Here is a 23,069-nt window from a genome sequence, read left to right on the forward strand (position 1 = left end):
TTCACTCCGGCAGCAGGCTTTCGCCAGCGTACAGTTCGGCGATGGTTTCGCGGCGACGGACTTCGAAAGCCTGCTCGCCGTCGACCAGGATTTCCGCGCAACGGCCACGGGTGTTGTAGTTGGAGCTCATGACGAAACCATAGGCGCCCGCCGACTCCACCGCCAGCAGGTCGCCTTCGACCAGGTTCAATACGCGGTCTTTGGCGAGGAAGTCGCCGGTCTCGCAGATCGGCCCGACCAGGTCATAGGCACGGCCTTCGCCGGCCCGCGGGCTGACCGCGCTGACACCCATCCAGGCCTGGTACAGGGCCGGGCGGATCAAGTCGTTCATCGCCGCATCGATGATGGCGAAGTCTTTGTGTTCGGTGTGCTTGAGGTATTCCACGCGGGTCAGCAGGGCGCCGGCGTTGGCCACGATGTAGCGGCCAGGCTCGAATACCAGGGCCAAGTCGCGGCTGCCGACGCGCTCGCGGATGGCTTTGATGTAGTCCGCCACCAGTGGCGGCTCTTCGTCGCGATAGCGCACACCAACGCCGCCGCCGAGGTCCAGATGGCGCAGGTGGATGCCGCACTCGGCCAGGCGATCTACTAGGGCAAGCAGACGGTCGAGGGCATCGAGGAACGGGTCGACGGTGGTCAATTGCGAACCGATATGGCAGTCGACACCGACCACCTCCAGGTTCGGCAACTGTGCGGCGCGCACGTAGATCGCTTCGGCATCGGCGATGGCGATGCCGAACTTGTTCTCTTTCAGGCCGGTTGAGATGTACGGGTGGGTGCCGGCATCGACGTCCGGGTTAACGCGCAGTGAGATCGGGGCGATCTTGCCCATCTGGGCAGCAACCACTTGCAGACGCTCGAGCTCGTCGGTGGATTCGACATTGAAGCAGTGAACGCCGACTTCCAGAGCGCGGCGCATGTCTTCGCGGGTTTTGCCGACGCCGGAGAACACCACGCGATCGGCTCGCCCGCCAGCGGCCAGCACACGCTCCAGCTCACCACCGGAGACGATATCGAAACCCGCGCCCAAGCGCGCCAGGACGTTCAGCACGCCAAGGTTGGAGTTGGCTTTGACGGCGAAGCACACCAGGTGCTCGGTGCCTTGCAGGGCATCGGTGTAGCTGCGGTACTGGGCTTCGATGTGTGCGCGCGAGTAAACGTAGGTGGGGGTGCCGAAACGTTCGGCGATGGCCGACAGGGCCACGCCCTCCGCGAACAGTTCACCGTCGCGGTAGTTGAAAGCGTTCATCTGATTTCCTTACTGCTCTGGCGTCTGCTCGGGCTCAATGGGCTGCTCGTCTTGCGGTTGGACCGCAGGCGCGTGCTGGTGCTGGTGCGAGCTTTTCGGGCCTTTGCCGTCTTTGCCGTCTTCTGGCAGATACAGAGGGCCCTTCTGACCGCAGGCCGAAACGAGGCAGGCAACCGCGACCAGCGCCGCGAGCGAGGAAATCAGGCGCTTCATGGGTGAAATCCTTTGAAATATGCAGTATTGCGCCCGAGTATACCGAGCGACCGGTGGATTGCCTATGCAAGAGCCGATCCGTCGGGCGGGCTATGCTTAGCTGCCATTAGCGTGTCTGGGGGCAGCGCCTGGAGGGCTAAACCTTTGCATTCAGTGCTCGGCGCCCGTATCTTGCCGGGCTTGCCCGTAAAGCAGCCAATTTCGAGGTTCTTGCAATGAGTTTGAGCGAAGCGCGTTTCCATGATCTGGTCGACGCCACCCAACAGGCCTTGGAAGACCTGTTCGACGAAAGCGGCCTGGACCTGGACATGGAAAATTCGGCCGGCGTGCTGACGGTCAAGTTCGAAGGGGGGGCGCAGTTGATCTTCAGTCGCCAGGAGCCGCTGCGTCAGCTGTGGTTGGCTGACCGCTCCGGAGGCTTTCACTTCGACTACGACGAAGAGAGCGGCAAGTGGGTGTGCGAGAAGAGCGAGGAGCTCTTGGGCGAGATGCTCGAGCGTATTGTCTGGGAGCGGGCCGGCGAAAAGCTGGACTTCGACGAGATCTGACATGGCAAGCCAGGCGCGGCCGCCCAAGCCGCTGTACAGCAATGTAAGTCCTGCGGTGCCTTCACCCTGCATCAGCGTGTGCAGGCTCGATGAGCAGCGGGTCTGCACCGGCTGCCACCGGCACGTCGAGCACATTCGTGAATGGCGTTCGGCCGACGACGAGCGCCGCCGGCAGATTTGCCGCGAGGCCCAGGCGCTGCGCGCACGGGCTTGAGTATTTGCCCGGCTGTGGTAGTGTCGGGCTATGCGTCGGTGACGCGAAAGCATCCACAAACCCCGCCCTTGGGCGGGGTTTTGCTTTATCTGCGGGTAGAAAACCGCCTGTTCAAAGGAGCCTGACTGGATCATGAGCACCAAGCCTTCCCTCATCCTCACCCGGCTGGACGTACAGCGTCTGGAGCGCCTGATCGACAGCCTCGACGAAAGCACGCCGGGGGTGCTTGCCTTGCAGCAAGAGCTGGACCGTGCCGGTCAGGTGGTCGGCCATGAGCAAGTGCCTGCTGGTGTGGTGACCATGAACTCGCGGGTGCATTGCCAGGAGCAAGCCAGCGGCAAGGACTACCACCTGACGCTGGTGTACCCCAAGGACGCGGGCGGTGAGGGCAAGGTTTCGATCCTGGCGCCGATCGGTTGTGCGCTGCTGGGCTTGTCGGTAGGCGAGCAGATCGACTGGCCGGCGCCAGGGGGCAAGACGTTGAAGCTCAAACTGCTCGAGGTCGAATACCAGCCAGAGGCCGCAGGCGATTTCGAGCTCTAATCCCAGCCCGGTCCTTCAGGGCGTGTTCTGCGCCCTGAGCAGGCAAGCGTGGATGCAGTTGTCGACGATACGGCTGCGTAGCGACCAATCGGTATTGATGATGTGGAAGCCCTGGATGTAGCTGTCGAGGTCTACGGATTCGAACCACTCATCGATCTTGTCGCTGAAGTCGTCAGGGGTGAACAGCACTTTGTTGTACTTGGCGCACTGGATCGAGCGTAGCGTGCCATCGGGCTTATAGCGCTTGCTGTTGTGGTCCATGAAAGCTTTCAATTCTGCGGTCGAAGGTGTGTTCTCACCCATCCAGACCTGTTCCACGCCGTCCCAGTGGCCGGGTGCAGCTTTATCGTTGTAGGCGATCACCACCGTTTTGCCTGGGTAGTCATTCCACAACTGCTCCAGGGTCAGTGGGTGCAAGTCATAGGGGATGATCCGCTGGCCCAAGTGCTTGTCCAGCATAGCTAGCAGCCACTCGTGCTCCTGAGCACTGAAATTATCGAACTGATGGAAGTCGAGGATGATGATTTCTCGTTCATTGCCAGGCTCGGCATAGAAACGCTGCAGCTCGGCGACGATGTCGCCCAGCACGGTACGCCCCGATGTACTCATGTGATACAGCTTGTATCGGTTGGGTGAATCGGGCGTGTATTCGCGGTTGGCACGCACACGCAGGTCCAGCACCCGAATACCCCCCCGAATCTGCTCGATGCACGCGACGTCCTGAGTCACCTCTTGGGGCGGTACGATGTTGTCGGCTTGTTTATCCATGCCCGAATCATGGCTGCCCGGCAGGATCAGCTGATCAATACGCAGGCGACCCAGCTCGGGCAAACTGCCCATCCAGTTCTGCTTGTTCATGACACACCTCAGTCATTGAATGAGGCTCGAGCATGTCGCTGGCACACATGGCTATGCAGAGGGAAATGTCAGTGGGTTGAGTTGACGGGCGCAGCCTGGATCTGCTCCAGTCCCCGGTTGAGCGCATGCTCAAGTTGACCCTTGTAATGCAGGTAGAGGCTGGTCGAGCCCTGCTCGTCCTTCAGCAGTTCGGAAAGGTCCAGGTCAGTGATGTAGCAGCGATACTGCGCGGCTGCGCGGCGCTGCCCAAGGATCTGCCGGGCCACTGCCTGGTAGAGCAGGGCACCATGCTCCAGTTCGGAGAACTCCCGCTGATCACAATACAACGTAACGTGCATTACGCCCTGTGCACCTGCCTGTACGATGGCCTGCACCTCGTAATAAGGCTGGCCGCTGGCAACGCTTGGCGCAGGCCTTGGTTCGACACTACGTGCTTTGCCCGGACCTGAAGGCATCAATTGCGCGTACTGAATTTCCAGTGTGGCCAGTTGCAGGCTATCCAGTGGCAAGCGCGCGTCGTGGCGCATCACCACAGAATGCAGAAAACGTTGCAACGGCAGCAGCAGGTGGCTTTCATCAGAGAACGGCAGGCGCTGTTGCCACAACGCGTTGTACTCATCCAGCACATACAGGTCGGCCCAGCCATCGAACAGGCGATAAAACACCTGAATGCAATTGCGCCGGCCTTGCTCCAGCAGCAGGGGCAGGTCGTAGTCCTGCAGGGCATTGCCATCAAGGTACAAGGGGCTGTAGCAGCTGCGCACTTCGCCCAGGTGAGCCAGCAGGGCTTCATGGTCGGCCATGGTTGCCAGGCTGACCTGGCCGGGCAGCAATTCCAGTACATGGATGTATTGCGCCACTTGCAGCAGGTAGCGGTGATTCAGGCGCTGGTCGAGCAGCAGCTGCGCCGTGTCGAAAATCTCTTCCACCCGCTGGCTGATGGCCTGGGCGCGGTTGTGGCAGAAGCAGCGCACCTGTAAATGTGGGCGATGGTTTCGTTGGCCCAGGCTGTTGAGAAAGTCCTGCAGGCAACGCAGCAGGGCGTGCTCACCGTCGTAACGCTGTACCAGGACCTCGTTCCAGCTATTGAGTGTGATCTGGTCCAGGGTCAGTACCAGGTTCTCGCGCACACCGGCATAGCTCAGCGAGTCGGTGCGCTCGGTGGTCATCAAGATGTTCAGGTCGCGGTGTTGGCGCAGCGGGTCGACGCCGACATTCACCAGCAGCAGGACTGCGTTCGCCGCGCTCGGTTGCAGCAGATATTCTTCGCTGACGCTACCCAGTGGCAGAGGAATGCTTTGCTGCAGGCTGCTGAGCAGGTTGAACAGTTCGAACTCGCTGAGGTCGCTGTCACCGGGGTGCAGGGCCAGCCGCGTCGTGGTGTCTATGACCCCGTTGCGGTGTGCCCAGGTCAACAGTTCAAGCAGCTCGCGGCAACGCTTGATCGGGTTGAAATGCTCCCATTCGTGCACCGCCAGGTTGCCGTTGTACAGCCCCCAGTGATACGTACCAGGTTCCTTGCGGTTCGGTGATTGCACCAGGGTCAGGGTGTCTTCGGCGATGTCTGGAGCAATACCAGGGTTGATCACTTCGATCTTGCCGGCCCGGCGCTCGAACGCTGCGTACAGGCGCCGGCCCAGCACATTGAGGTCGCGTAGTTCGGCACGGCTGCTGGCGCCCTGGCTTTGCGCGAATCGGCCGAGAAAGCGATAGCTCTGGTTGAGTTCTGCCACCACCTCCCGGCGTTCGACAGCGACCTGACGCACCTTCCACTGGCTGCGGCTGTCGAGCATGGCTAACTGGCGCGCGTCCCACCCCCATTCATCAGTCAGGCGTTGCAGCAGTTGACGTTGCCAGCCGTTACTGCGGCTGCGGTCCAGGCTGCTCAGCTTCTTATTGACCTTCAGGTACAGGCTGCGCCGAACCAGTTCGAGACGTGCGGTTTCGCCGCGGCCCTGCAGATAGCGTTCTATTCGGCGGTACACCATGACGTATGGGTCGAGCTCGTCAAGGTCTAGGTGATTGGCAAATACCGCCTGCTTGTAGTCCAGGCTCAGGCAGCGCACGTTCGGGTGCTCGCTGGCGTAAGCTTCGGTGAGTAGCAGCTTGAGCAGCGATTTATAGGGCGAATCAATGGCTTTATAAAGCTGCCACAGGCCGGCACCGACATATTCCCTGGGCGGAATATGCGCCAGGTTGCCGAGGTCGAGGGCGTCCTGGTTACGAATGAACCGCTTGGACAAAAGTGTTTGCGTGTAAGCCTGGTAGTTGTGCTCTTCATAGGCCGGCACCAACCACCATAGCGGCGTGCGCCCGGCTAGCCAGATGGCGGTGCGATAGAACTCATCGAGTAACAGATAGTGCTGGGTAGTGCCGCAATCGTCGGAGCTGAGCTGGCTGTCACGCTGGCCCTGGGCGAAGCTTTGGGGGTGGATCAGAAAAAAATGTGCTTCGGCGCCTTGGCTGGCTGCCCAAGTTTCCAGCAGCAGGCATTTGCGCCGCAGCTCCTCGCGCTGGGCCTCGTCCAGGCCAGGGGCATGGCAGACCCAAAGATCCATGTCGCTTTGTTCGGCCTGAGCCAGCGAGCCCAAGCTGCCCATCAGAAATAGGCCATGAATTGGCCGTGGTGGGTTGCCGTGGCGGGTCTTGTAAGCGAACGAGCGTGCCAGGCGCTGCGCATCGGCGATTTGCTCGGCATGCGGTTCGTACCCCGCAACCCCTGCGGGGGTGGCGCCAGAAACGTAGCCTGGCAATAGCGGGTGGTTGACGTGGAACAACAGCGGCAGCAGGGTCAGGACCAGCTGCTGGCGGCTCGAAAGCCCCTCCATTGCCCGCTCCAGCCGGCATTGGTTGATGTGTAGAAACCGCGCACGCAATGTCGCCAGCACCTTGCGGTCGATTCCTTCGTCCAGGTCAGGGCGGATTTCGTGGGGGTGGCTCATTGCACACTCGGGGGGCGGGCCGGGGAACAGTGGCGAGTTTAGCCTGAGTGGTGCAGTGGGATAAGCGGAATATGGATTATTGGCGCCATTTTTCTAACGCCCTCTTCGCGCAGCGTTGCGCGAAGAGGGCGGCATGGGTTCAGGCCGGCTGCGGTGCCTTGAGGATGTTGAGCAGCAGCTGCACGCTTTCTGCCGCATCATGCCCAAGGCTTGTAAGGTAGCCACCGTCAGGCTGATCGGTCACCTGCTTGTCATACAGGCGTTGCGCGGCGGCAACCAGGGTGGGGGAGGCGTTTGCGTGGATCTTGATCCCTTCTTGGTTGCTGTCCAGGTTGAACAGGGCGAGCACTTCCATTTCGGCGATCAGTTCGGGGGTGAAGGACATGGCGACTCCTGACTTCCAGACAAGGATGGCGGCACCGCCAGCGGTGCCTGACCCTGGAGTGTAGTCGGGTTATGCGTCGTCGCCTTGATCTGCCTCAGGCGGCAGCTCGGGCAAGGCGCGAAGGGCGTCTTCGTACCACTGGCCGTTGAATGGGCGATCTTCCTTGAGCATGTTGTCGATTTCGATGGCCAGCACGTGGGCCATGAGGTTGAGAATGTCTTCGCGCTCGTAGCCCACCAGAGTCAGTTTGTTGAACGTGGCCTTGGCGGCCGGCGGTTCACCGCTTTCGATCTGGTTCTCGATGGCTTCGGTCAGGGTCGCCTCGGCGAAGGCTTCGTCGTCGTTGTCGATTTCGTCATGTTCGCTCATGGCGGTACTCCTTGGGTGGGAGGGACAGTTTGCCATGCCTTCGCTGGCAATGCCCGGTCATCGACCGTGTGCATGACGCTGGTCAGGCAACGGTAGACGGTCTATAACAGCCGGGCCATTCCCACACGGCCTGGAGGCTGTAACCCCATGCTCAAGCTTCACGGATTCTCGGTCAGCAACTACTACAACATGGTCAAGCTGGCCCTGCTGGAGAAAGGCGTGCCTTTTGAAGAGGTCACGTTCTACGGCGGGCAAGCGCCGCATGCGCTGGATGTCAGCCCGCGCGGCAAGGTGCCAGTGCTGGAAACCGAGCACGGCTTTATCAGCGAAACCAGCGTCATCCTCGACTACATCGAGCAGACCCAGCCAGGTAAAGCGCTGCTGCCAAGCGACCCGTTCAGCCAGGCCAAAGTGCGCGAGCTGCTAAAAGAAATCGAACTGTATATCGAGTTGCCAGCACGTACCTGCTATGCCGAGTCGTTCTTCGGCATGGCGGTGGAGCCGCTGATCAAGGAGCGTGCGCGCACCGAATTGCTGGCCGGGTTCGCCACCCTCAAGCGCAATGGTCGCTTCGCGCCTTACGTGGCGGGTGAACAGCTGACCCTGGCCGACCTGATGTTCTGCTTCTCGGTGGACCTTGCGTGCGCAGTGGGCAAGAAGGTACTGGGCATCGACCTGCTGGCGGACTTCCCCCAGGCCAAGGCGTTGCTGCAGCTGATGGGCGAGAACCCGCACATGGCACGGATCGTGGCGGATAAGGAGGCTGCGATGCCAGCCTTCATGGAAATGATCCGCAGCGGTAAACGCTGAGGGCTCAGCGCAAGCCGTCGCCAGTGAAGCCTTCGCTGTAAAGGCTTCACCGGCGATCCAGAGCACGCGCTGGCGATAGGAGTCAGCGCGAAGCCAGCAGCGCCTTGCCGCGCGCGACCGCAGCGCGAACCTGGGCCGGGGCGGTACCACCGATGTGGTCACGCGCGTTCACCGAGCCTTCCAGAGTCAGCACGGCGAACACATCCTGCTCGATCTGGTCGCTGAACTGGCGCAGCTCGTCCAGGCTCATTTCGGCCAGGTCTTTGCCGGTGTCCACGCCATACTTCACGGCATGGCCGACGATTTCGTGGCAATCACGGAACGGCAGGCCACGTCGGACCAGGTAGTCGGCCAGGTCGGTGGCGGTCGAGAAGCCGCGCAGGGCCGCTTCGCGCATGATCGCGTGCTTGGGCTTGATCGCCGGGATCATGTCGGCGAAGGCGCGCAGCGAGTCGCGCAGCGTGTCGGCAGCGTCGAACAGCGGCTCTTTGTCTTCCTGGTTGTCTTTGTTGTAGGCCAGTGGCTGGCCTTTCATCAGGGTCAACAGCCCGGTCAGCGCGCCGAACACTCGGCCGCTCTTGCCGCGCACCAGTTCAGGTACGTCGGGGTTCTTTTTCTGCGGCATGATCGAGCTGCCGGTGCAGAAGCGATCAGGCAGGTCGATGAACTGGAATTGGGCGCTGGTCCACAGCACCAGCTCTTCGGAGAAGCGCGACAGGTGCATCATCGCCACGCTGGCGGCAGCGCAGAACTCAATGGCGAAGTCACGATCCGAAACGCCGTCCAGCGAGTTGCCGGCCACGGCTTCGAAGCCCAGCAGCTGGCAGGTCAGCTCACGGTTGATCGGGTAGGTGGTACCGGCCAGTGCGGCACTGCCCAGAGGCATGCGGTTGGTGCGCTTGCGGCAGTCCACCAGGCGCTCGTAGTCGCGGCTGAGCATTTCGAACCAGGCCAGCAGGTGGTGGCCGAAAGTCACCGGCTGGGCGGTTTGCAGGTGAGTGAACCCAGGCATGATGGTTTCGGCTTCACGCTCGGCCTGCTCCAGCAGGCCCTGCTGCAGGCGGGTGATTTCGGCAAGGATCAGGTCGATCTCGTCACGCAGCCACAGACGGATATCGGTGGCCACCTGGTCGTTGCGGCTGCGGCCTGTGTGCAGCTTCTTGCCGGTGATACCGATGCGGTCGGTCAGGCGCGCTTCGATGTTCATGTGTACGTCTTCAAGGTCGACGCGCCAGTCGAAACTGCCGGCCTCGATTTCACCCTGAATAGTTTTCAGGCCATCGATGATGGTGTCGCGTTCGGCATCGCTCAGTACGCCGACCTGCGCCAGCATGCTGGCGTGGGCGATCGAACCCATGATGTCGTGGCGGTACAGGCGCTTGTCGAAGTCGACCGAGGCGGTGAAACGGGCGACGAAGGCGTCGACGGGTTCACTGAAGCGGCCGCCCCAGGACTGATTGGTCTTGTCGGTGCTCATGGATTCACTCATTGCAGGCGTGAACGAAAAAGTGGCGCCGATGATAGCAGGGTTGGGCCTTGCGCCGCAGGGCGTCGGTCGACAGAAACCGTTGCAAAACACACCCCAATGTCGCACACGACGATATTCACCGATTGAACGGCAGTGTTCCATGGACCGTCTACAGTTGGACAGAGGACTGGCAGCGTTTCTGCCGGCTCAGTGAATCTTTGGCCTTCGTACCGGTCTAGAGCGTGACCGCAGCGTCGCTCGACCTGCTCTTGTCTACGCTATACCTGTGCGAGACTCACTCAGGAATCCAGAGCAATTATGAATGTCCTGATCGTTGATGATGAACCCCAAGCCCGTGACCGCCTCACACGCATGATCGCTGAACTGGAGGGGTACACCGTGCTGGAGCCCAGCGCCACGAATGGCGAAGAGGCCCTGGCGCTGATCGAAAGCCTCAAGCCGGATGTGGTGCTGCTGGACATCGGCATGCCAGGCCTGGATGGCCTGCAGGTCGCCGCTCGCCTCTGCGAGCGCGAGTCGCCCCCTTCGGTGGTGTTCTGCACCGGTGACGATGAATACGGCGCCGAGGCGTTCAAAGACAGCACCCTCAGCAACGTGACCAAGCCGATTCAGCCCCAGGCCCTGCGCGATGCACTGCGCAAGGCCGATAAACCCAACCGTGCCCAGTTGGCAGCACTGACTCGGCCTGGCAGCGAGGGTGGCAGCCCGCGCAGCCACATCAGTGCCCGCACGCGCAAAGGGATCGAGCTGATTCCATTGCCACAAGTCATTTATTTCATCGCCGATCACAAATACGTCACCTTGCGTCACGAAACCGGCGAGGTATTGCTGGATGAGCCGCTCAAGGCTTTGGAGGACGAATTCGGCGAACGTTTCGTGCGCATCCACCGTAATGCATTGGTAGCCCGTGAGCGCATCGAGCGCCTGCAACGCACACCCCTGGGGCATTTTCAGTTGTTCCTCAAGGGCTTGGACGGTGATGCGCTGACCGTTAGCCGTCGGCATGTGGCGGGCGTGCGCAAAATGATGCAGTCCCTTTGAGGCTGTGCTGCCGCGCCCGCCGCTACAGGCCTCGACAGGTTCCTGACCCACATCTGCTAGCGATGCCGATGATGCTGTTATCATCAGCGGCATTTCTTTGGATCGGGGCGTTTCATGTCCACTCGCGAAATCCGCATTGCCACCCGTAAAAGTGCCTTGGCCCTGTGGCAGGCCGAATACGTCAAAGCCCGCCTCGAGCAGGCCCACCCCGGGCTGCTGGTGACCCTGGTGCCGATGGTCAGCCGCGGCGACAAGCTGCTCGATGCACCGCTGGCGAAAATCGGCGGCAAGGGCCTTTTCGTCAAGGAGCTGGAAAACGCCCTGCTGGACAATGAAGCCGACATCGCGGTGCATTCGATGAAGGATGTGCCCATGGACTTCCCCGACGGCCTGGGGCTGTATTGCATCTGCGAGCGCGAAGACCCGCGCGATGCCTTCGTTTCGAACAAACATGCCAGCCTTGCGGCTTTGCCCGCCGGTAGCATCGTCGGCACTTCCAGCCTGCGCCGCCAGGCGCAGTTGCTGGCCCGTCGGCCGGACCTGAAAATCCACTTCCTGCGCGGTAACGTCAACACTCGCCTGGCCAAGCTCGATGCCGGAGAGTACGACGCCATCATCCTCGCGGCGGCAGGTCTGATACGCCTAGGTTTCGAAGACCGCATCACTGCCAGCATGGGCGTCGACGACAGCCTGCCAGCCGGCGGCCAGGGCGCAGTGGGTATCGAGTGCCGCAGCGCGGACAGCGAAATTCATCAATTGCTGGCGCCACTGCACCATGCAGATACCGCCGACCGCGTGGTCGCTGAGCGCGCCTTGAACAAACGCCTCAATGGCGGCTGTCAGGTGCCGATCGCCTGTTACGCAGTGCTTGAAGGTGACCAGCTGTGGCTGCGCGGCATGGTCGGCCAGCCCAGTGGCGGCACCCTGCTGATGGCCGAGGCCCGCGCGCCGCGCGAAGCTGCGCAAAGCCTGGGTGTGCAGGTTGCCGAAGATCTTCTGGGGCAGGGCGCGCAAGCCATCCTCGAAGAGGTCTACGGTGAGGCCGGGCATCCGTGAGCACCTGGCGCCTGCTGCTGACCCGGCCTGAAGAGGACTGCGCGGTACTGGCGCAGCAGCTGGCCTGCGCGGGTGTGGCCAGCAGTTGCTTGCCGTTGCTGGCCATCGAGCCCGTTGCCTTGGCAGACGGCCCCCTGCGCCAATTGGCCGGGCTGGCGCAGTACCAAGCCATCATTGTGGTCAGCAAGCCCGCTGCGCGCCTATTGCTTGAGCAGTTGCAGCGAGCTGGCCGGCAGGCGCCCGTGGCAGCCTGGTTTACCGTGGGGCAGGCCACGGCAGCCGTCTTGCAGGGCGCCGGGCTTCGGGTATCGTTCCCTACCGAAGGTGACGACAGCGAAGCATTGCTCAAGCTTGCGGCCTTGCACCAGGCCATCAGCGTGCCTCAGGCGCGTGTGCTGATCGTTCGAGGCGTGGGAGGTCGTGAACTGCTCGCCGAGCGTCTTGCAGAGCAAGGTGCTAGTGTCGATTATCTGGAACTGTATCGTCGCTGCCTGCCGGAGTACCCGGCCGGTACGCTGATGCGACGCATTGAAGCGGAACGCCTCAATGGCCTGGTGGTCAGCAGTGGGCAGGGTCTTGAACATCTGCAGCAGCTGGCCGCCACCGATTGGCCGCAGCTGGCCAGCCTGCCGTTGTTCGTGCCGAGCCCGCGGGTCGCGGAGCAGGCCCGGGCCGCTGGTGCCCTAAAGGTTGTGGATTGCCATGGCGCGAGCGCCACGGCTTTGCTGGCAGCGGTGCAGCGTAGTGTTGCACCTGCCTCTCAAGGCGCTTCGAACTAGCGCGAAGCGCCCCCATGCGAAGGATGGATACGTGAGCGAAACTGTCTTGTCCAACAATGATCAGCCGTCGGCGCAGGAGCCGGCGCAACCTTTCACCGACAAGCCCGTCAAGCGCTCTGGCAATGGTCTGGCCGTGCTAGCGCTGTTGCTGGGTGCCGCTGGGCTAGCCGCCGGTGGTTGGGGTGTCTGGCAAGTGCGCCACCTTCAAAGCAGCGCCCTGAACCAGGGCCAGCACATCGAAACGCTTGACCAGCGCGCCGTAGCGCTGCAGCAGCGCGAGCAGCAGATCAGCGCGCAGCTGGCGAGCCTGCCGGCAGCCAGCGAGCTGGAAGACCGTCGCCGTTTGGTAGCGCAACTGCAGGGCGATCAGCAACGTCTGAGCCAGCGCTTGGAAACCGTGCTGGGCGAAAGCCGCAAAGAGTGGCGTTTGGCCGAAGCTGAACATCTACTGCGCCTGGCGACCCTGCGCTTGTCGGCGCTGCAGGATATCACCAGCGCCAAAGCGCTGGTCGAAGGTGCCGACCAAATCCTGCGCGAACAGAGCGACCCGGGTGCATTTGCCGCTCGCGAGGAACTGGCGCGTAGCCTGGCTACGCTCAACAGCACCCAACAACCCGACCGCACTGGCCTGTTCCTCAAGCTTGCCGCCCAGCGCGACCTGGTGCAGCAACTGAGCGCCCAATCCCCGGAGTTCACCAGCAATGCCAACGCGCTCGGCGCGCTGAGCAGCGACGGCGATGTGGCTAGCCGCCTGTCCCAGTGGTGGTCGGAAATTTCCAAGTACTTCCAGATCGACTTCAATGCTGACGACAATGTGCGGCCGTTGCTGGCCGGGCAGCAGTTGAACCAGCTGCGACTGGCTTTAAGCCTGACCCTTGAGCAGGCCCAGTGGGCTGCCCTCAACGGCGAAGCCAAGGTCTATACCCAGGCTTTGGATGATGCGCGCAGCGTGCTGCTGGCCAACTTCAACGCAGACAATCCGCAAAGCAAGGCGATGCTCGACAGCCTCAACGCGTTGGCCGATCAGCCGGTATCGGTAGTCACCCCGGACCTGAGCGAAAGCCTGGCGGCGGTGCAGGCCTATATCCAGCGCCGCCATCTGCCTGCTGAGGCGCAAGGGGGCAAACCATGAAGCGTGTCTACCTGCTGGCCGTGCTGGCGATCGTGGTCGCTGCAGCCTTGGGCATCGCAGTGGCCAAGCATACGGGTTATGTGCTGATCAGCTATGGGAGCTTCCGTTATCAGTCCGGGCTGTGGGCTGCGCTCGCGGCCTTGGCTGGCGTGATCCTGCTGCTGTTGCTGCTGCGCTACCTGGTTGGATTGCTGCTGACTTCAAGTGGCGTGGTCAACCCTTGGTCGCGGCGCAACCGCAGCCGAAGGGTGCGAATCGCCATCGAACAAGGCCAACTGGACCTGGCCGAGGGTCGCTGGGCCAGTGCGCAGCGTCACCTGCACCGTGCTGCCGAGGCCGAGCGCCAGCCATTGCTTTATTACCTTGGCGCCGCGCGTGCAGCCAATGAACTGGGGCGAAAGGAGGACAGCGACAACCTGCTGGAGCGTGCGCTGGAGCGCCAGCCCCAGGCCGAGCTGGCCATTGCACTGACCCACGCGCAATTGCAGATGGACCGAGGCGAGCACGATGCTGCATTAGAAACGTTGATGGCCATGAACGAGCGCCATCCTCATAACGCCCAGGTGTTGCGCCTGTTGCAGCGCCTGCACCTGGAGCGTGGTGACTGGTCGGCGTTGATTCGTCTGCTGCCGGATCTGCGCAAAGGCAAGGTACTGCCGGTCGATGAGCTCGCTGCGTTGGAGAAGCGGGCATGGGGCCAGAACCTTGGCCTGGCCACAACCCGAGGCGAGGATTTGCAAGCCTCGCGCCAGGCACTCGAGCGGGCCTGGCAGCAATTGACCGCAGCCCAGCGCCAGGAGCCACAGCTGGTGCTGGCCTATGCGGAACAGTTGCGCCAGCTGGGTGCTCAAGGTGAAGCCGAGCAGGTGCTGCGTACCGCGCTCAAGCGCAACTACGAAAGCCACCTTGCGCGCTTGTACGGCCTGGTACGCGGCGATGACCCTGCGCGGCAGTTGCAGGCTGCAGAGGGCTGGTTGAAAGAACATCCGCAAGATCCAAGCCTGTTGCTCACGCTTGGTCGGCTGAGCCTGCAGAACCGTTTGTGGGGCAAAGCGCGCGATTATCTCGAGAGCAGCCTGCGCATGGAGCGTAATCCAGAAGCTTGTGCCGAGCTTGCGCGCCTGCTGGCCAGCTTGGGCGAAACCGAACGCAGTAATCAGCTGTTTCAAGAAGGTTTGGGCTTGCTTGATGAGCGTCTACTGGCGCTGCCGTTGCCCGAGAGCGAGCGGGCCTGAGTGCACCATGAGCCCGCGTGGCGCGCGGGCTCATGTGGGCGGATGACGCCTTTCTAGTGGAAAGTTAATTTCGCAACCTTCCCTGAGAAGTTTCCTACAAGCCAAGTGGAAACTTCCCCGCTCATATAGGGACTTCTCATTCCAGTAGCGCCTTGAAACAACCCCGGATTTTCCTCTACCGTTCCAAGCCACTACAACTTTTCCGGGATTTCTACTGCCCATGTCGTTGGCCAGTCTGCGCGCACTGTTCATTCCGGTATGCCTTGCCTCGTTGGCAGTGTTGGGCGCTTCCTTCTATCTCGAAAGTGTGCTTGGGCTCGTACCTTGCGCTTTATGTTTCAGCCAGCGTGTATTGCTGGGCATGTATGCATTGGTGTGCCTCTGTGCGGCAGTGCACGCGCCTGGCACTACCGGGGTCAGGCGCTACGCTCAAACAGCGCTGTTGTGCGCATTCGGCGGTGCCGCACTGGCAGCGCGGCATGTGTGGGTGCAGGGCTCGGTCGATGCGAGCCCGATGTGCTGGCTGCCAATAGGGCGCATGTTCGAACTGTCCTGGCGTGAGGCTGCCCGCCAGCTCCTGCTCGGCGGCCCCGATTGCAGCTCGTTGGCCTGGAGCTTTCTCGACCTGACCTTGCCAGAGTGGAGTTTGCTGGCGTTTCTCCTGCTGGCGGCGGTCCCCTTGAGTTGCCTGCTCGCCTTTCGCTTTCGCTCGCTCGGTCATCCCTGACCTGCCGCGCGCCGATCAGCCTTCGCACGACCAATGGTGGTGAAGCCGGCCATTAAACACTTGTATGAACTTAGTCTGCTGCGTACCTTGATGCCAAGCACGCGCGGGAATAATCTCCCAGCACGCATACCGAGAATACAACTGCCCGATGTCGTCCTGCTGATGTCACTTTGTGCTGCATGGTCGTGGTGCGAGGCGCAGGGGCATCTACCCAGAAGGCCAGAAGGGAAGAGATCGCCATGCTCGATAGTTGTCAGAACGCCCAGGAACGCTGGGGTGGGGTTCACAAGCTGATCGACCGTTGGCTCGAGGAGCGAAAGGAACTGATCCAGGCTTTCCGCACCTTGCGCGACGCCAAGCCGGCGTTTGCCGACAAAGACAAGAACCGCGATTTCTGTGCGGTGCTGGTCGACTATGTGTCCGCCTGGCACTTTGAAGTCAGTGAGCAGCTAGTCACCGAGGCAAAGGCGTTCGGCGATGAGAAAGCGCTGAAACTGGCCGACGAGATCAGCCCGCGGATCAGCGACATTACCCAGATCGCCCTGGCCTTCAATGACCATTGCGAGAAGGGCGAGTGCAAGGACACCGAACGCTTCGCCGAGAAACTCGGCAAGTTGGGCAGCCTGTTGCACGAGCGTTTCGAACTCGAAGATTGCCTCATCGAAGTGCTGCATAACGCGCACAAGGAAGAGGGCGCGGTCGAGGCCTGACGGCGGGCCTCAGCCGCCGACGGCCAGCAAGTCGATTTCGAACACCAGCGGCGTGTAGGGCGCGATCAAGTCGCCGGCCCCCTCGGCACCATAGGCTTGGGCCGAGGGTATGACCACACGCCAGCTCGAACCCGCTTTCATGTGTGGCAGTGCCACCTGCCACCCTTCAATTACCGAGTCCAGGCTGAACCACTGCGGTTGCTGGTTCTGATCGAATACCGTGCCGTCGGGCAACCTACCCACGTAACGTACCTGGACCTTGCCATGGGGTTGCGGTTGCGCGCCGGTACCCGCCTTCAACTCGGTGTACAGCACTCCCTCAGGCAACTCGTGCACGCCGGCTCGGGCGCGCTCGTTGGCCATGAAACGGGTTTCAACGGCTTGCAGTTTTGCTGCATTGGCTTGTTCAGCAGCTGTGTTGGCCTGCTCCTCATGCTGTTGGAGGATGGTCTGCATCGTAGCTTGGTCAAGCTTTAGTGGTTGGCCCTGGTACGCGTCACGCAGCCCTTCGACCAGTGCATCCAGTTGCAGGCCAGGCACCTCCTGGCGCAGGCGCTCACCCAAGCTGGCGCCGAGACTGTAGGCCAGATCTCGATCATTGGCAGGCGCAGTATTGGTGGTCGCCAAGGCTAAAGGCGCCATCAGGCAAAGGCTGAATACAAGGTAGCGCGACATGGGCAACTCCAGCTCGACAAGCCGTGGAGTATGCCAGTCTTATTCAGCCGATATGCGTGAATATCAGCAACCTTTTGTTAAGCAACTACACTTGCACGCAGCTGCAAAATGACAACTTTGCCCAGGCATGCAACGCGGCACACACAATACTGTCAACATGCCCTAGCGGCGGTAGCAGCACAAGCATAGTATGAGCCGCAATCTCGTCAGCCAGGAGGTAAACCATGTCGGCTAAAAAGAAGCCAGTAAGCACGCCGTTACACCTGCTCCAGCAACTTTCGGGCAGCTTGCTCGAACATTTGGAAGAGGCCTGCTCGCAAGCGCTGGCTGATGCAGAGAAACTGCTGGCCAAGTTGGAAAAGCAACGTGGCAAAGCCCAGGAAAAACTGCACAACGGGCGCTTGAAGTTGCAGGATTCAGCCAAGGCAGGTAAAGCCAAGGCACAAAGCAAGGCGCAAAAGGCTATTACTGAGCTTGAAACCTTGCTCGACTCGCTCAAGGATCGTCAGACCCAGACCCGAGCTTATATCCAACAGCTAAAACGCGATGCCCAGGAAAGCCTGAAACTGGCCCAAGGTGTCGGTAAGGTGCGCGAAGCGGCTGGCAAGGCGCTGGACAAGCGTGCAGTGGCTGACAAGGCCGAGAAACCAGCGGCTGGCAAACCTGCGAGCCGGGTCGCTGCAAAGGCTCCTGCCAAGCCAGCTGCAGCCAAAACACCGACCCGCGCCGCTGCATCCAAAACGGCTGCCAAGACCACTACTTCCCAGTCTGCAGCAGCCAAGCCAGCCGCCGCCGCCAAACCGGCTGCGAAAACCGCCGCCGCCAAGCCAGTAGCTAAACCCGCAGCAACCAAGGCACCTGCCAAAACAGCAGCCAAGCCAGCAGCGGCCAAGTCAGCAGCGGCCAAGCCAGCCGCCGCCAAACCGGCTGCGAAAACTGCCGCCGCCAAGCCAACAGCTAAACCCGCAGCAACCAAGGCGCCTGCCAAAACAGCGGCCAAGCCAGCAGCGGCTAAGCCAGTCGCCGCCAAGCCAGCAGCAAAACCTGCCGCGAAAGCGCCAGCAAGATCCACTTCGGCAAAACCTGCCGACGGCAAGCCGGCTGCGCCCGCCAACAATGAGCCATCGACTCCGTCGGCCAGCACATCGGCGCCAGGCAGCACCCCAGCTCAGCCGTCTTCTTCAGCGTCCTGAAGCCCCGCGGCCGCGACGCGCAACGTGTTCAGCGCGTCATGGCCGCGAGCCTGCTCCGGCGCCAGCCGGTGCAGCCAATCACTCGCCGTTTCACTGGCGCCTGTAGGCCATTGCTTTGCGCAGTTCTGCAGCCGTTCAAGCAGCGTTTGTTCTGCATGTAACTCCAGGCCCTTCACCTGTGCACGCAATGTCGCCAGCAATGGGTCGTGCTGAGCGGGCGTGCGCCATTGCTGGCGCAAATGGCGTAACGGTTCTACCACGGCTGTTTGCCAGGGCTCGGCAATTGCCCGCAGCGCCTGAGCGCGCTGTTCACTGAAAGCCACTTCACGCGCCTGTAGCCAGGTGGCGCAGAGTAGCAGGCAAACATCGCCACCCATTGCCTGCACATCAAGGCAGGCCGTTTCGACACCCGGGCGTTCGTACAGCGCCAGGGCGTGTTTCCACAGGTCGGTGTGCATCATTCCACTCACGCTGTGGGCCGAGGAAGCTGGTAGACTCCGCGACCACTATGATCAGACTATCCAACCTCACTTTACAGCGTGGTCCGCAGCGCTTGCTAGAAGGCGCCGAGATGACCCTGCACGCCGGTCACAAGGCCGGCCTGATCGGTGCCAACGGCGCCGGAAAATCCAGCCTGTTCGCGCTGCTGCGCGGTGAGCTTTCGCCCGATGCCGGCGATTGCCAGTTGCCCGCGGACTGGCGCATTGCTCACATGCGTCAGGAGGTCGATACCCTCGAGCGCCTGGCCGTGGACTATGTGCTCGACGGCGATGCCCGCCTGCGTAAGGTGCAAGCGGAACTTGCCGTGGCTGAACACGCCCACGATGGCACTGCCCTGGCACGCCTGCACAGTGAGCTGGAGGTCGCCGACGGCTATACCGCCGATGCCCGCGCGCGTAAGTTGCTCGCTGGGCTGGGCTTCACCAACGAGCAGATGGACCGCCGCGTCGGCGATTTCTCCGGTGGCTGGCGGATGCGCCTGAACCTGGCCCAGGCGCTGATGTGCCCGTCTGACTTGCTGCTGCTCGACGAGCCCACCAACCACTTGGACCTCGATGCGATTCTGTGGCTGGAAGACTGGCTCAAGGGCTATCCAGGTACCCTGCTGCTGATTTCTCACGATCGCGATTTCCTGGATGCCGTGGTCGACCATGTGCTGCATGTCGAGCAACGTAAGCTCAACCTTTACAAGGGCGGCTACACCGCCTTCGAGCGTACCCGCGCCGAGCGCCTGGTGCAGCAGCAGCAAGCCTACGAGAAGCAGCAGGCGCAGCGCGCGCACATGGAAAAGTACATCGCCCGCTTCAAGGCCCAGGCCACCAAAGCACGCCAGGCGCAAAGCCGCATCAAGGCCCTGGAGCGCATGGAAGAGCTGTCGGCGGCGCATGTCGATTCACCGTTCGACTTCGTCTTCCGCGAGTCGCAGAAAATCTCCAGCCCGTTGCTGAGCCTGTCCGAGGGCCGCCTGGGCTATGGTGACAAGGCGATTCTCGACAAGGTCAAGCTGCAGCTGGTACCGGGTGCCCGAATCGGCCTGCTCGGCCCCAATGGCGCCGGCAAGTCGACCCTGATCAAAAACCTGGCTGGCGAGCTTGAGCCGCTGTCGGGCCGCCTGGTACGTGGCGAGAACCTGGCCGTTGGCTACTTCGCTCAGCACCAGCTCGATTCTCTGGACGACAAAGCCAGCCCGCTGTTGCACCTGCAGCGCATCGCGCCGACCGAGCGCGAACAGACATTGCGCGACTTCCTGGGCGGTTTCGACTTCCATGGCGACCGTGTCGACGAGCCGGTGGTCAATTTCTCCGGTGGCGAAAAAGCCCGGTTGGCCCTGGCGCTGATCGCCTGGGAGCGGCCTAACCTGCTGCTGCTCGACGAGCCGACCAACCACCTGGACCTGGAAATGCGCCTGGCGCTGACCATGGCTCTGCAAGAATTTGCCGGTGCCGTGGTGGTGGTTTCCCACGACCGTCACCTGCTCAAAAGCACCACCGACGACTTCCTGCTCGTGGCTGATGGCAAGGTCGAGCCCTTCGATGGCGACCTGGACGACTATAGCCGCTGGCTGGTCGAGTACCGTCAGCGCAGCGCGCCAACCACCAGTGCCCCGCCCAACCCGGACAAGACCGACAAGAAGGCCCAGCGCCAGGCTGCAGCAGCTTTGCGCCAGCAGTTGGCGCCGCACAAGAAGGCAGCCGACAAACTGGAGGCCGAGCTTAGCCAAGTGCATGGCCAATTGGCCGAGGTGGAGGCTGCGCTGGGTGACGGGGGGGTTTACGAAGCGGCGCGCAAGGATGAATTGCGTGAACTGCTGGCTCGCCAGACCAAGCTCAAACAGCGCGAGGGCGAGCTGGAGGAGGCCTGGATGGAGGCTTTGGAAACGCTGGAAAGCATGCAGGCTGAGCTCGAAGCGTTGTCCTGATGCATAGGTGGCACCGTGCTGGCCATTTCGTCGGGGAGCCCGCTCCCACAACGGTCAGTGCCGGTGCCATCACTCAAGCAGAATTCGCTGGTTATTTTTTCGCCAACCCCTTAGCTTACTGTTTTGCAACAAATGTTGAGCGAGGTGTGTGATGTCGATGGAAGTGTGGCTGGGCTTCTTTGCCGCGTGCTGGGTGATCAGCCTTTCGCCGGGTGCCGGAGCGATTGCTTCGATGTCCAGTGGGTTGCAATACGGGTTCTGGCGCGGTTACTGGAATGCCTTGGGCTTGCAGCTAGGCCTGGTCGTGCAGATCGCTGTCATTGCCGCCGGCGTGGGTGCGATCCTTGCCGCTTCTGCCACCGCTTTCCATGTCATCAAGTGGTTCGGTGTCGCCTATCTGGTCTACCTGGCCTACAAGCAATGGCGCGCGCTACCCATGGACATGACTGACGAATCAGCGGTACGGCCGATCGGCAAGCCGTTGAGCCTGATGTTCCGCGGTTTTCTGGTCAACGTCAGCAACCCCAAGGCGCTGGTATTCATGCTGGCTGTATTGCCGCAGTTCATCAATCCACACGGAGCGCTGTTGCCGCAGTACATTGCCATTACCGTAACCATGGTCAGCGTCGACATGCTGGTTATGGCCGGTTATACCGGCCTGGCAGCGCGGGTGTTGCGCCTGTTGCGTACCCCCAGGCAGCAAAAGCGTCTGAACCGTACCTTCGCCGGTTTGTTCATTGGCGCGGCGACCTTCCTCGCCACTTTGCGTCGCGCGCCCATCTGATCGAATGCCGGGGCTGGTTTACAGCCCTGGCTACTTTTGCTTGCCCATCCTCCTTTTGTTGCGAGTCTTATCCGCCAGGGCGATGTCTATCTGGAGTCGGGTGACTGTAATCACCCAATCCATTTGAGCATGAAGCAGTGCCACTAAGGGGTACCGCAAGCCATTGTCGGGTCTGCGTCATCGACGGCCAGCCCGGCTCACAGGAGGAACCATGGACGCACCGATTCATCCATTCGCCGAACTGTTCCAGCAACTGGGCCTGCCTGATGATGCGCAGAGCATCGATCAGTTCATCACCAGCCATTCACCTTTGAAGAATGAAATCAAACTTGTGGATGCCCCGTTCTGGAGTGAATCCCAGCGCGCATTCCTGAAAGAAAGCATCCTCGAAGATGCTGATTGGGCAGTGCCTTTCGATCAACTCAACGAGGCGTTGCGCCGCCCCAAAAAATAAAGTGCCGAGCGGCACCTGACGAGTGATTGGCCGTTGCTATGCTCAGGAAAAACAATAGGGGATAGCGTGATGAAAGATCCCTACGCACCAGCCTTCTGGTGCTCCGTGTCCATCCTGGGCACCCTGACGGCCGGTTACTTCTTTGGCATTCGCCATGCCCAGCATATGTATCAGGCGACGCAGTTTCTCTATGCGGCAGGGGCGGTGACGGCCGCTGCCGCGCTGGTGGCGCTGACCTGGATTGCCTGGCAGCAATTGCACTTGAACAAGCGTGAAGTGATCCAGGGCCGAACGTTGCTTACCATTTGGAACACCAAGGTTGCATTGCGCCGCGTCGAGACGGTGTTCGATCGTTATTTCTGGGGCAGCTACTGGCACTCCGGGCGCACCTTCGAGGAGGTCATGGGCGAGCTCAAGGGCACGCCTCTGGAGCAGAGCCTGGATGCCCTCAAGCGTCAGTGCCGGACCCTGGATCGCGAAATCCATGACCATCACCACCACTGGCTGGCCAACGCCCGTGACCTTTCCAGCGTAGCCACCGCCATGGCGCGCGAGCGTTATCAGTTGGACCTGTGCGAACCTTCGAGCAATGGCTACGGCAATACTGCCGTGCTCAATCGTGACTTGGAGGTCTTGGTGTACACCTGGTCGGCGCGCCTGCGCAGCTTCGACCATCAGCTGGACGAGCTGGAGCGCGCCTACCACTGAGCCGGCATCATTCGCCGCGGATGTATTGCTGCAGTTGTTGGATGAGGTTGGCTTGTTCAGCGATGGTTTCTTTGACCAAGTCGCCGATGGACAGCAAGCCCAGCAGTTGGCCATTTTCAACCACCGGCAGGTGGCGCAGGTGACGGTCGGTCATTTGCTGCATGCAGTAATCCAGGCTTTTCTTCGGCTCGACGGTGATCACCGGCGCGCTCATGATCTCGCGTACGGGGGTGGCGGCTGAGGACCGGCCCTTGAGTACCAGCTTGCGTGCATAGTCCCGCTCGCTGACGATGCCCACGACCAGATTGTCTTCCACCACAGGCAGTGCACCGATATTTTTCTCCGCTAGCAGTTTCAACGCGTCGAGCACCGAGTCATCCGGGCCGATGGTGTACACGGTCTGGTGCTGGGACTTGGTCTTGAGGATTTGTTCGACGGTCTTCATACAGGCCTCTGCGGGTGGGAAAGATGAGCTCCTTGAGTAAATAAAGCATCCGGCACGCCGGCCTGCACGGCAATGCAGGAAACGGCATGGA

The 23,069-nt window shown here is 61.4% G+C and carries 26 protein-coding genes; 16 read left to right on the plus strand and 10 right to left on the minus strand.

Going from position 1 to position 23,069, the window contains the following annotated elements:
* Nucleotide 1: 1 nt before the first annotated feature.
* On the minus strand, nt 2-1,249 hold the full coding sequence (gene lysA / locus J5M56_RS11525; protein WP_186478339.1) for a diaminopimelate decarboxylase: 1,248 nt from the start codon (nt 1,247-1,249) through the stop codon (nt 2-4).
* 9 nt (nt 1,250-1,258) lie between these two features.
* Nucleotides 1,259-1,462 (minus strand): lipoprotein, encoded by a 204-nt coding sequence (locus J5M56_RS11530; protein WP_060479952.1) that lies wholly within the window; start codon nt 1,460-1,462, stop codon nt 1,259-1,261.
* Nucleotides 1,463-1,677: 215 nt separating this feature from the next.
* On the opposite strand from J5M56_RS11530, the gene cyaY reads away from it, so the two are divergent.
* The 3 genes from cyaY to rnk all read left to right on the plus strand — a co-directional run bounded on the left by cyaY (nt 1,678) and on the right by rnk (nt 2,767).
* A complete protein-coding gene (cyaY, locus tag J5M56_RS11535) occupies nt 1,678-2,010 on the plus strand; it encodes an iron donor protein CyaY (protein ID WP_016489767.1) in 333 nt (110 codons plus the stop codon).
* Between the two features lies 1 nt (nt 2,011).
* A complete protein-coding gene (locus J5M56_RS11540; protein WP_060479951.1) occupies nt 2,012-2,224 on the plus strand; it encodes a DUF1289 domain-containing protein in 213 nt (70 codons plus the stop codon).
* A gap of 132 nt (nt 2,225-2,356) precedes the next feature.
* Nucleotides 2,357-2,767 carry a nucleoside diphosphate kinase regulator gene (rnk, locus tag J5M56_RS11545; protein WP_060478658.1) on the plus strand — a complete coding sequence of 137 codons (411 nt, stop codon included), beginning with the start codon at nt 2,357-2,359 and terminating at the stop codon, nt 2,765-2,767.
* A gap of 15 nt (nt 2,768-2,782) precedes the next feature.
* Here rnk and J5M56_RS11550 read toward each other — a convergent pair whose 3' ends face one another.
* The 4 genes from J5M56_RS11550 to J5M56_RS11565 form a co-directional block, all read right to left on the minus strand.
* The gene (locus J5M56_RS11550; protein WP_186478340.1) at nt 2,783-3,625 is read right to left on the minus strand and encodes a hypothetical protein; all 843 of its coding nucleotides are present in this window, start codon (nt 3,623-3,625) and stop codon (nt 2,783-2,785) included.
* Between the two features lie 68 nt (nt 3,626-3,693).
* Nucleotides 3,694-6,567 (minus strand): class I adenylate cyclase, encoded by a 2,874-nt coding sequence (locus J5M56_RS11555; protein ID WP_207936925.1) that lies wholly within the window; start codon nt 6,565-6,567, stop codon nt 3,694-3,696.
* A 139-nt stretch (nt 6,568-6,706) separates the two neighbouring features.
* The gene (locus J5M56_RS11560; protein WP_060478661.1) at nt 6,707-6,952 is read right to left on the minus strand and encodes a TIGR02647 family protein; all 246 of its coding nucleotides are present in this window, start codon (nt 6,950-6,952) and stop codon (nt 6,707-6,709) included.
* 69 nt (nt 6,953-7,021) lie between these two features.
* A complete protein-coding gene (locus J5M56_RS11565; RefSeq protein ID WP_060478662.1) occupies nt 7,022-7,321 on the minus strand; it encodes a hypothetical protein in 300 nt (99 codons plus the stop codon).
* Between the two features lie 147 nt (nt 7,322-7,468).
* Between J5M56_RS11565 and J5M56_RS11570 the strand changes: the two genes are divergently transcribed.
* On the plus strand, nt 7,469-8,131 hold the full coding sequence (locus tag J5M56_RS11570) for a glutathione S-transferase (RefSeq protein ID WP_060478663.1): 663 nt from the start codon (nt 7,469-7,471) through the stop codon (nt 8,129-8,131).
* Nucleotides 8,132-8,213: 82 nt separating this feature from the next.
* On the opposite strand, the gene argH is transcribed toward J5M56_RS11570, so the two are convergent.
* Complete coding sequence (argH, locus tag J5M56_RS11575; protein WP_186478343.1) at nt 8,214-9,608, minus strand: argininosuccinate lyase; 1,395 nt, start codon at nt 9,606-9,608, stop codon at nt 8,214-8,216.
* A 309-nt stretch (nt 9,609-9,917) separates the two neighbouring features.
* Here argH and J5M56_RS11580 point away from each other — a divergent pair, with 309 nt between their 5' ends.
* The 7 genes from J5M56_RS11580 to J5M56_RS11610 all read left to right on the plus strand — a co-directional run bounded on the left by J5M56_RS11580 (nt 9,918) and on the right by J5M56_RS11610 (nt 16,300).
* Nucleotides 9,918-10,661, plus strand: coding sequence for a LytTR family DNA-binding domain-containing protein (locus J5M56_RS11580; protein ID WP_186478344.1), 744 nt, complete (start codon nt 9,918-9,920; stop codon nt 10,659-10,661).
* Nucleotides 10,662-10,775: 114 nt separating this feature from the next.
* A complete protein-coding gene (gene hemC / locus J5M56_RS11585; RefSeq protein ID WP_186478345.1) occupies nt 10,776-11,717 on the plus strand; it encodes a hydroxymethylbilane synthase in 942 nt (313 codons plus the stop codon).
* Entirely contained in the window at nt 11,714-12,496 is a 783-nt protein-coding gene (locus J5M56_RS11590; protein WP_186478346.1) for a uroporphyrinogen-III synthase, read from the plus strand. Before hemC ends, J5M56_RS11590 begins: the two co-directional genes overlap by 4 nt.
* A gap of 31 nt (nt 12,497-12,527) precedes the next feature.
* Nucleotides 12,528-13,628 (plus strand): uroporphyrinogen-III C-methyltransferase, encoded by a 1,101-nt coding sequence (locus J5M56_RS11595; RefSeq protein WP_207936927.1) that lies wholly within the window; start codon nt 12,528-12,530, stop codon nt 13,626-13,628.
* Nucleotides 13,625-14,863 (plus strand): heme biosynthesis HemY N-terminal domain-containing protein, encoded by a 1,239-nt coding sequence (locus J5M56_RS11600; RefSeq protein ID WP_186478348.1) that lies wholly within the window; start codon nt 13,625-13,627, stop codon nt 14,861-14,863. The genes J5M56_RS11595 and J5M56_RS11600 overlap by 4 nt, the downstream gene beginning before the upstream one ends.
* A gap of 220 nt (nt 14,864-15,083) precedes the next feature.
* Nucleotides 15,084-15,590, plus strand: coding sequence for a disulfide bond formation protein B (locus J5M56_RS11605; protein ID WP_186478349.1), 507 nt, complete (start codon nt 15,084-15,086; stop codon nt 15,588-15,590).
* A 239-nt stretch (nt 15,591-15,829) separates the two neighbouring features.
* Nucleotides 15,830-16,300, plus strand: coding sequence for an Rsd/AlgQ family anti-sigma factor (locus J5M56_RS11610; RefSeq protein WP_060478671.1), 471 nt, complete (start codon nt 15,830-15,832; stop codon nt 16,298-16,300).
* A gap of 9 nt (nt 16,301-16,309) precedes the next feature.
* Here the strand turns inward: J5M56_RS11610 and J5M56_RS11615 are convergent, their stop codons facing one another.
* Nucleotides 16,310-16,975, minus strand: coding sequence for an FKBP-type peptidyl-prolyl cis-trans isomerase (locus J5M56_RS11615; protein ID WP_186478350.1), 666 nt, complete (start codon nt 16,973-16,975; stop codon nt 16,310-16,312).
* 224 nt (nt 16,976-17,199) lie between these two features.
* On the opposite strand from J5M56_RS11615, the gene J5M56_RS11620 reads away from it, so the two are divergent.
* A complete protein-coding gene (locus J5M56_RS11620; protein WP_186478351.1) occupies nt 17,200-18,168 on the plus strand; it encodes an AlgP family protein in 969 nt (322 codons plus the stop codon).
* On the opposite strand, the gene J5M56_RS11625 is transcribed toward J5M56_RS11620, so the two are convergent.
* Nucleotides 18,144-18,626 carry a TIGR02444 family protein gene (locus J5M56_RS11625; protein ID WP_186478438.1) on the minus strand — a complete coding sequence of 161 codons (483 nt, stop codon included), beginning with the start codon at nt 18,624-18,626 and terminating at the stop codon, nt 18,144-18,146. The genes J5M56_RS11620 and J5M56_RS11625 overlap by 25 nt on opposite strands.
* A 50-nt stretch (nt 18,627-18,676) precedes the next feature.
* Here J5M56_RS11625 and abc-f point away from each other — a divergent pair, with 50 nt between their 5' ends.
* The 4 genes from abc-f to J5M56_RS11645 all read left to right on the plus strand — a co-directional run bounded on the left by abc-f (nt 18,677) and on the right by J5M56_RS11645 (nt 22,533).
* On the plus strand, nt 18,677-20,587 hold the full coding sequence (gene abc-f / locus J5M56_RS11630; RefSeq protein ID WP_207936935.1) for a ribosomal protection-like ABC-F family protein: 1,911 nt from the start codon (nt 18,677-18,679) through the stop codon (nt 20,585-20,587).
* Nucleotides 20,588-20,738: 151 nt separating this feature from the next.
* The gene (locus J5M56_RS11635; RefSeq protein WP_186478353.1) at nt 20,739-21,371 is read left to right on the plus strand and encodes a LysE family transporter; all 633 of its coding nucleotides are present in this window, start codon (nt 20,739-20,741) and stop codon (nt 21,369-21,371) included.
* Between the two features lie 211 nt (nt 21,372-21,582).
* Complete coding sequence (locus J5M56_RS11640; RefSeq protein ID WP_186478354.1) at nt 21,583-21,825, plus strand: DUF2789 domain-containing protein; 243 nt, start codon at nt 21,583-21,585, stop codon at nt 21,823-21,825.
* A 69-nt stretch (nt 21,826-21,894) separates the two neighbouring features.
* A complete protein-coding gene (locus J5M56_RS11645) occupies nt 21,895-22,533 on the plus strand; it encodes an NADH:ubiquinone oxidoreductase subunit N (protein ID WP_186478355.1) in 639 nt (212 codons plus the stop codon).
* Nucleotides 22,534-22,540: 7 nt separating this feature from the next.
* Here J5M56_RS11645 and J5M56_RS11650 read toward each other — a convergent pair whose 3' ends face one another.
* Entirely contained in the window at nt 22,541-22,978 is a 438-nt protein-coding gene (locus J5M56_RS11650; protein ID WP_186478356.1) for a CBS domain-containing protein, read from the minus strand.
* Nucleotides 22,979-23,069 lie beyond the last annotated feature (91 nt).

It is taken from the genome of Pseudomonas sp. 51_B (genome assembly GCF_017491595.1).
Lineage (GTDB): Bacteria > Pseudomonadota > Gammaproteobacteria > Pseudomonadales > Pseudomonadaceae > Aquipseudomonas > Aquipseudomonas promysalinigenes.

Excerpts from the sequence above, each read along its gene's own strand:
- lysA (WP_186478339.1), bottom strand. The coding sequence starts at position 1,249 with ATGAACGCTTTCAACTACCGCGACGGTGAACTGTTCGCGGAGGGCGTG.
- cyaY (WP_016489767.1), top strand. The coding sequence starts at position 1,678 with ATGAGTTTGAGCGAAGCGCGTTTCCATGATCTGGTCGACGCCACCCAA.
- J5M56_RS11570 (WP_060478663.1), top strand. The coding sequence starts at position 7,469 with ATGCTCAAGCTTCACGGATTCTCGGTCAGCAACTACTACAACATGGTC.
- hemC (WP_186478345.1), top strand. The coding sequence starts at position 10,776 with ATGTCCACTCGCGAAATCCGCATTGCCACCCGTAAAAGTGCCTTGGCC.
- J5M56_RS11560 (WP_060478661.1), bottom strand. The coding sequence starts at position 6,952 with ATGTCCTTCACCCCCGAACTGATCGCCGAAATGGAAGTGCTCGCCCTG.
- J5M56_RS11555 (WP_207936925.1), bottom strand. The coding sequence starts at position 6,567 with ATGAGCCACCCCCACGAAATCCGCCCTGACCTGGACGAAGGAATCGAC.
- J5M56_RS11615 (WP_186478350.1), bottom strand. The coding sequence starts at position 16,975 with ATGTCGCGCTACCTTGTATTCAGCCTTTGCCTGATGGCGCCTTTAGCC.
- abc-f (WP_207936935.1), top strand. The coding sequence starts at position 18,677 with ATGATCAGACTATCCAACCTCACTTTACAGCGTGGTCCGCAGCGCTTG.
- argH (WP_186478343.1), bottom strand. The coding sequence starts at position 9,608 with ATGAGCACCGACAAGACCAATCAGTCCTGGGGCGGCCGCTTCAGTGAA.
- J5M56_RS11610 (WP_060478671.1), top strand. The coding sequence starts at position 15,830 with ATGCTCGATAGTTGTCAGAACGCCCAGGAACGCTGGGGTGGGGTTCAC.
- J5M56_RS11540 (WP_060479951.1), top strand. The coding sequence starts at position 2,012 with ATGGCAAGCCAGGCGCGGCCGCCCAAGCCGCTGTACAGCAATGTAAGT.
- J5M56_RS11605 (WP_186478349.1), top strand. The coding sequence starts at position 15,084 with ATGTCGTTGGCCAGTCTGCGCGCACTGTTCATTCCGGTATGCCTTGCC.
- J5M56_RS11550 (WP_186478340.1), bottom strand. The coding sequence starts at position 3,625 with ATGAACAAGCAGAACTGGATGGGCAGTTTGCCCGAGCTGGGTCGCCTG.
- rnk (WP_060478658.1), top strand. The coding sequence starts at position 2,357 with ATGAGCACCAAGCCTTCCCTCATCCTCACCCGGCTGGACGTACAGCGT.
- J5M56_RS11600 (WP_186478348.1), top strand. The coding sequence starts at position 13,625 with ATGAAGCGTGTCTACCTGCTGGCCGTGCTGGCGATCGTGGTCGCTGCA.
- J5M56_RS11650 (WP_186478356.1), bottom strand. The coding sequence starts at position 22,978 with ATGAAGACCGTCGAACAAATCCTCAAGACCAAGTCCCAGCACCAGACC.
- J5M56_RS11625 (WP_186478438.1), bottom strand. The coding sequence starts at position 18,626 with ATGCACACCGACCTGTGGAAACACGCCCTGGCGCTGTACGAACGCCCG.
- J5M56_RS11635 (WP_186478353.1), top strand. The coding sequence starts at position 20,739 with ATGTCGATGGAAGTGTGGCTGGGCTTCTTTGCCGCGTGCTGGGTGATC.
- J5M56_RS11565 (WP_060478662.1), bottom strand. The coding sequence starts at position 7,321 with ATGAGCGAACATGACGAAATCGACAACGACGACGAAGCCTTCGCCGAG.
- J5M56_RS11530 (WP_060479952.1), bottom strand. The coding sequence starts at position 1,462 with ATGAAGCGCCTGATTTCCTCGCTCGCGGCGCTGGTCGCGGTTGCCTGC.
- J5M56_RS11620 (WP_186478351.1), top strand. The coding sequence starts at position 17,200 with ATGTCGGCTAAAAAGAAGCCAGTAAGCACGCCGTTACACCTGCTCCAG.
- J5M56_RS11580 (WP_186478344.1), top strand. The coding sequence starts at position 9,918 with ATGAATGTCCTGATCGTTGATGATGAACCCCAAGCCCGTGACCGCCTC.
- J5M56_RS11640 (WP_186478354.1), top strand. The coding sequence starts at position 21,583 with ATGGACGCACCGATTCATCCATTCGCCGAACTGTTCCAGCAACTGGGC.
- J5M56_RS11645 (WP_186478355.1), top strand. The coding sequence starts at position 21,895 with ATGAAAGATCCCTACGCACCAGCCTTCTGGTGCTCCGTGTCCATCCTG.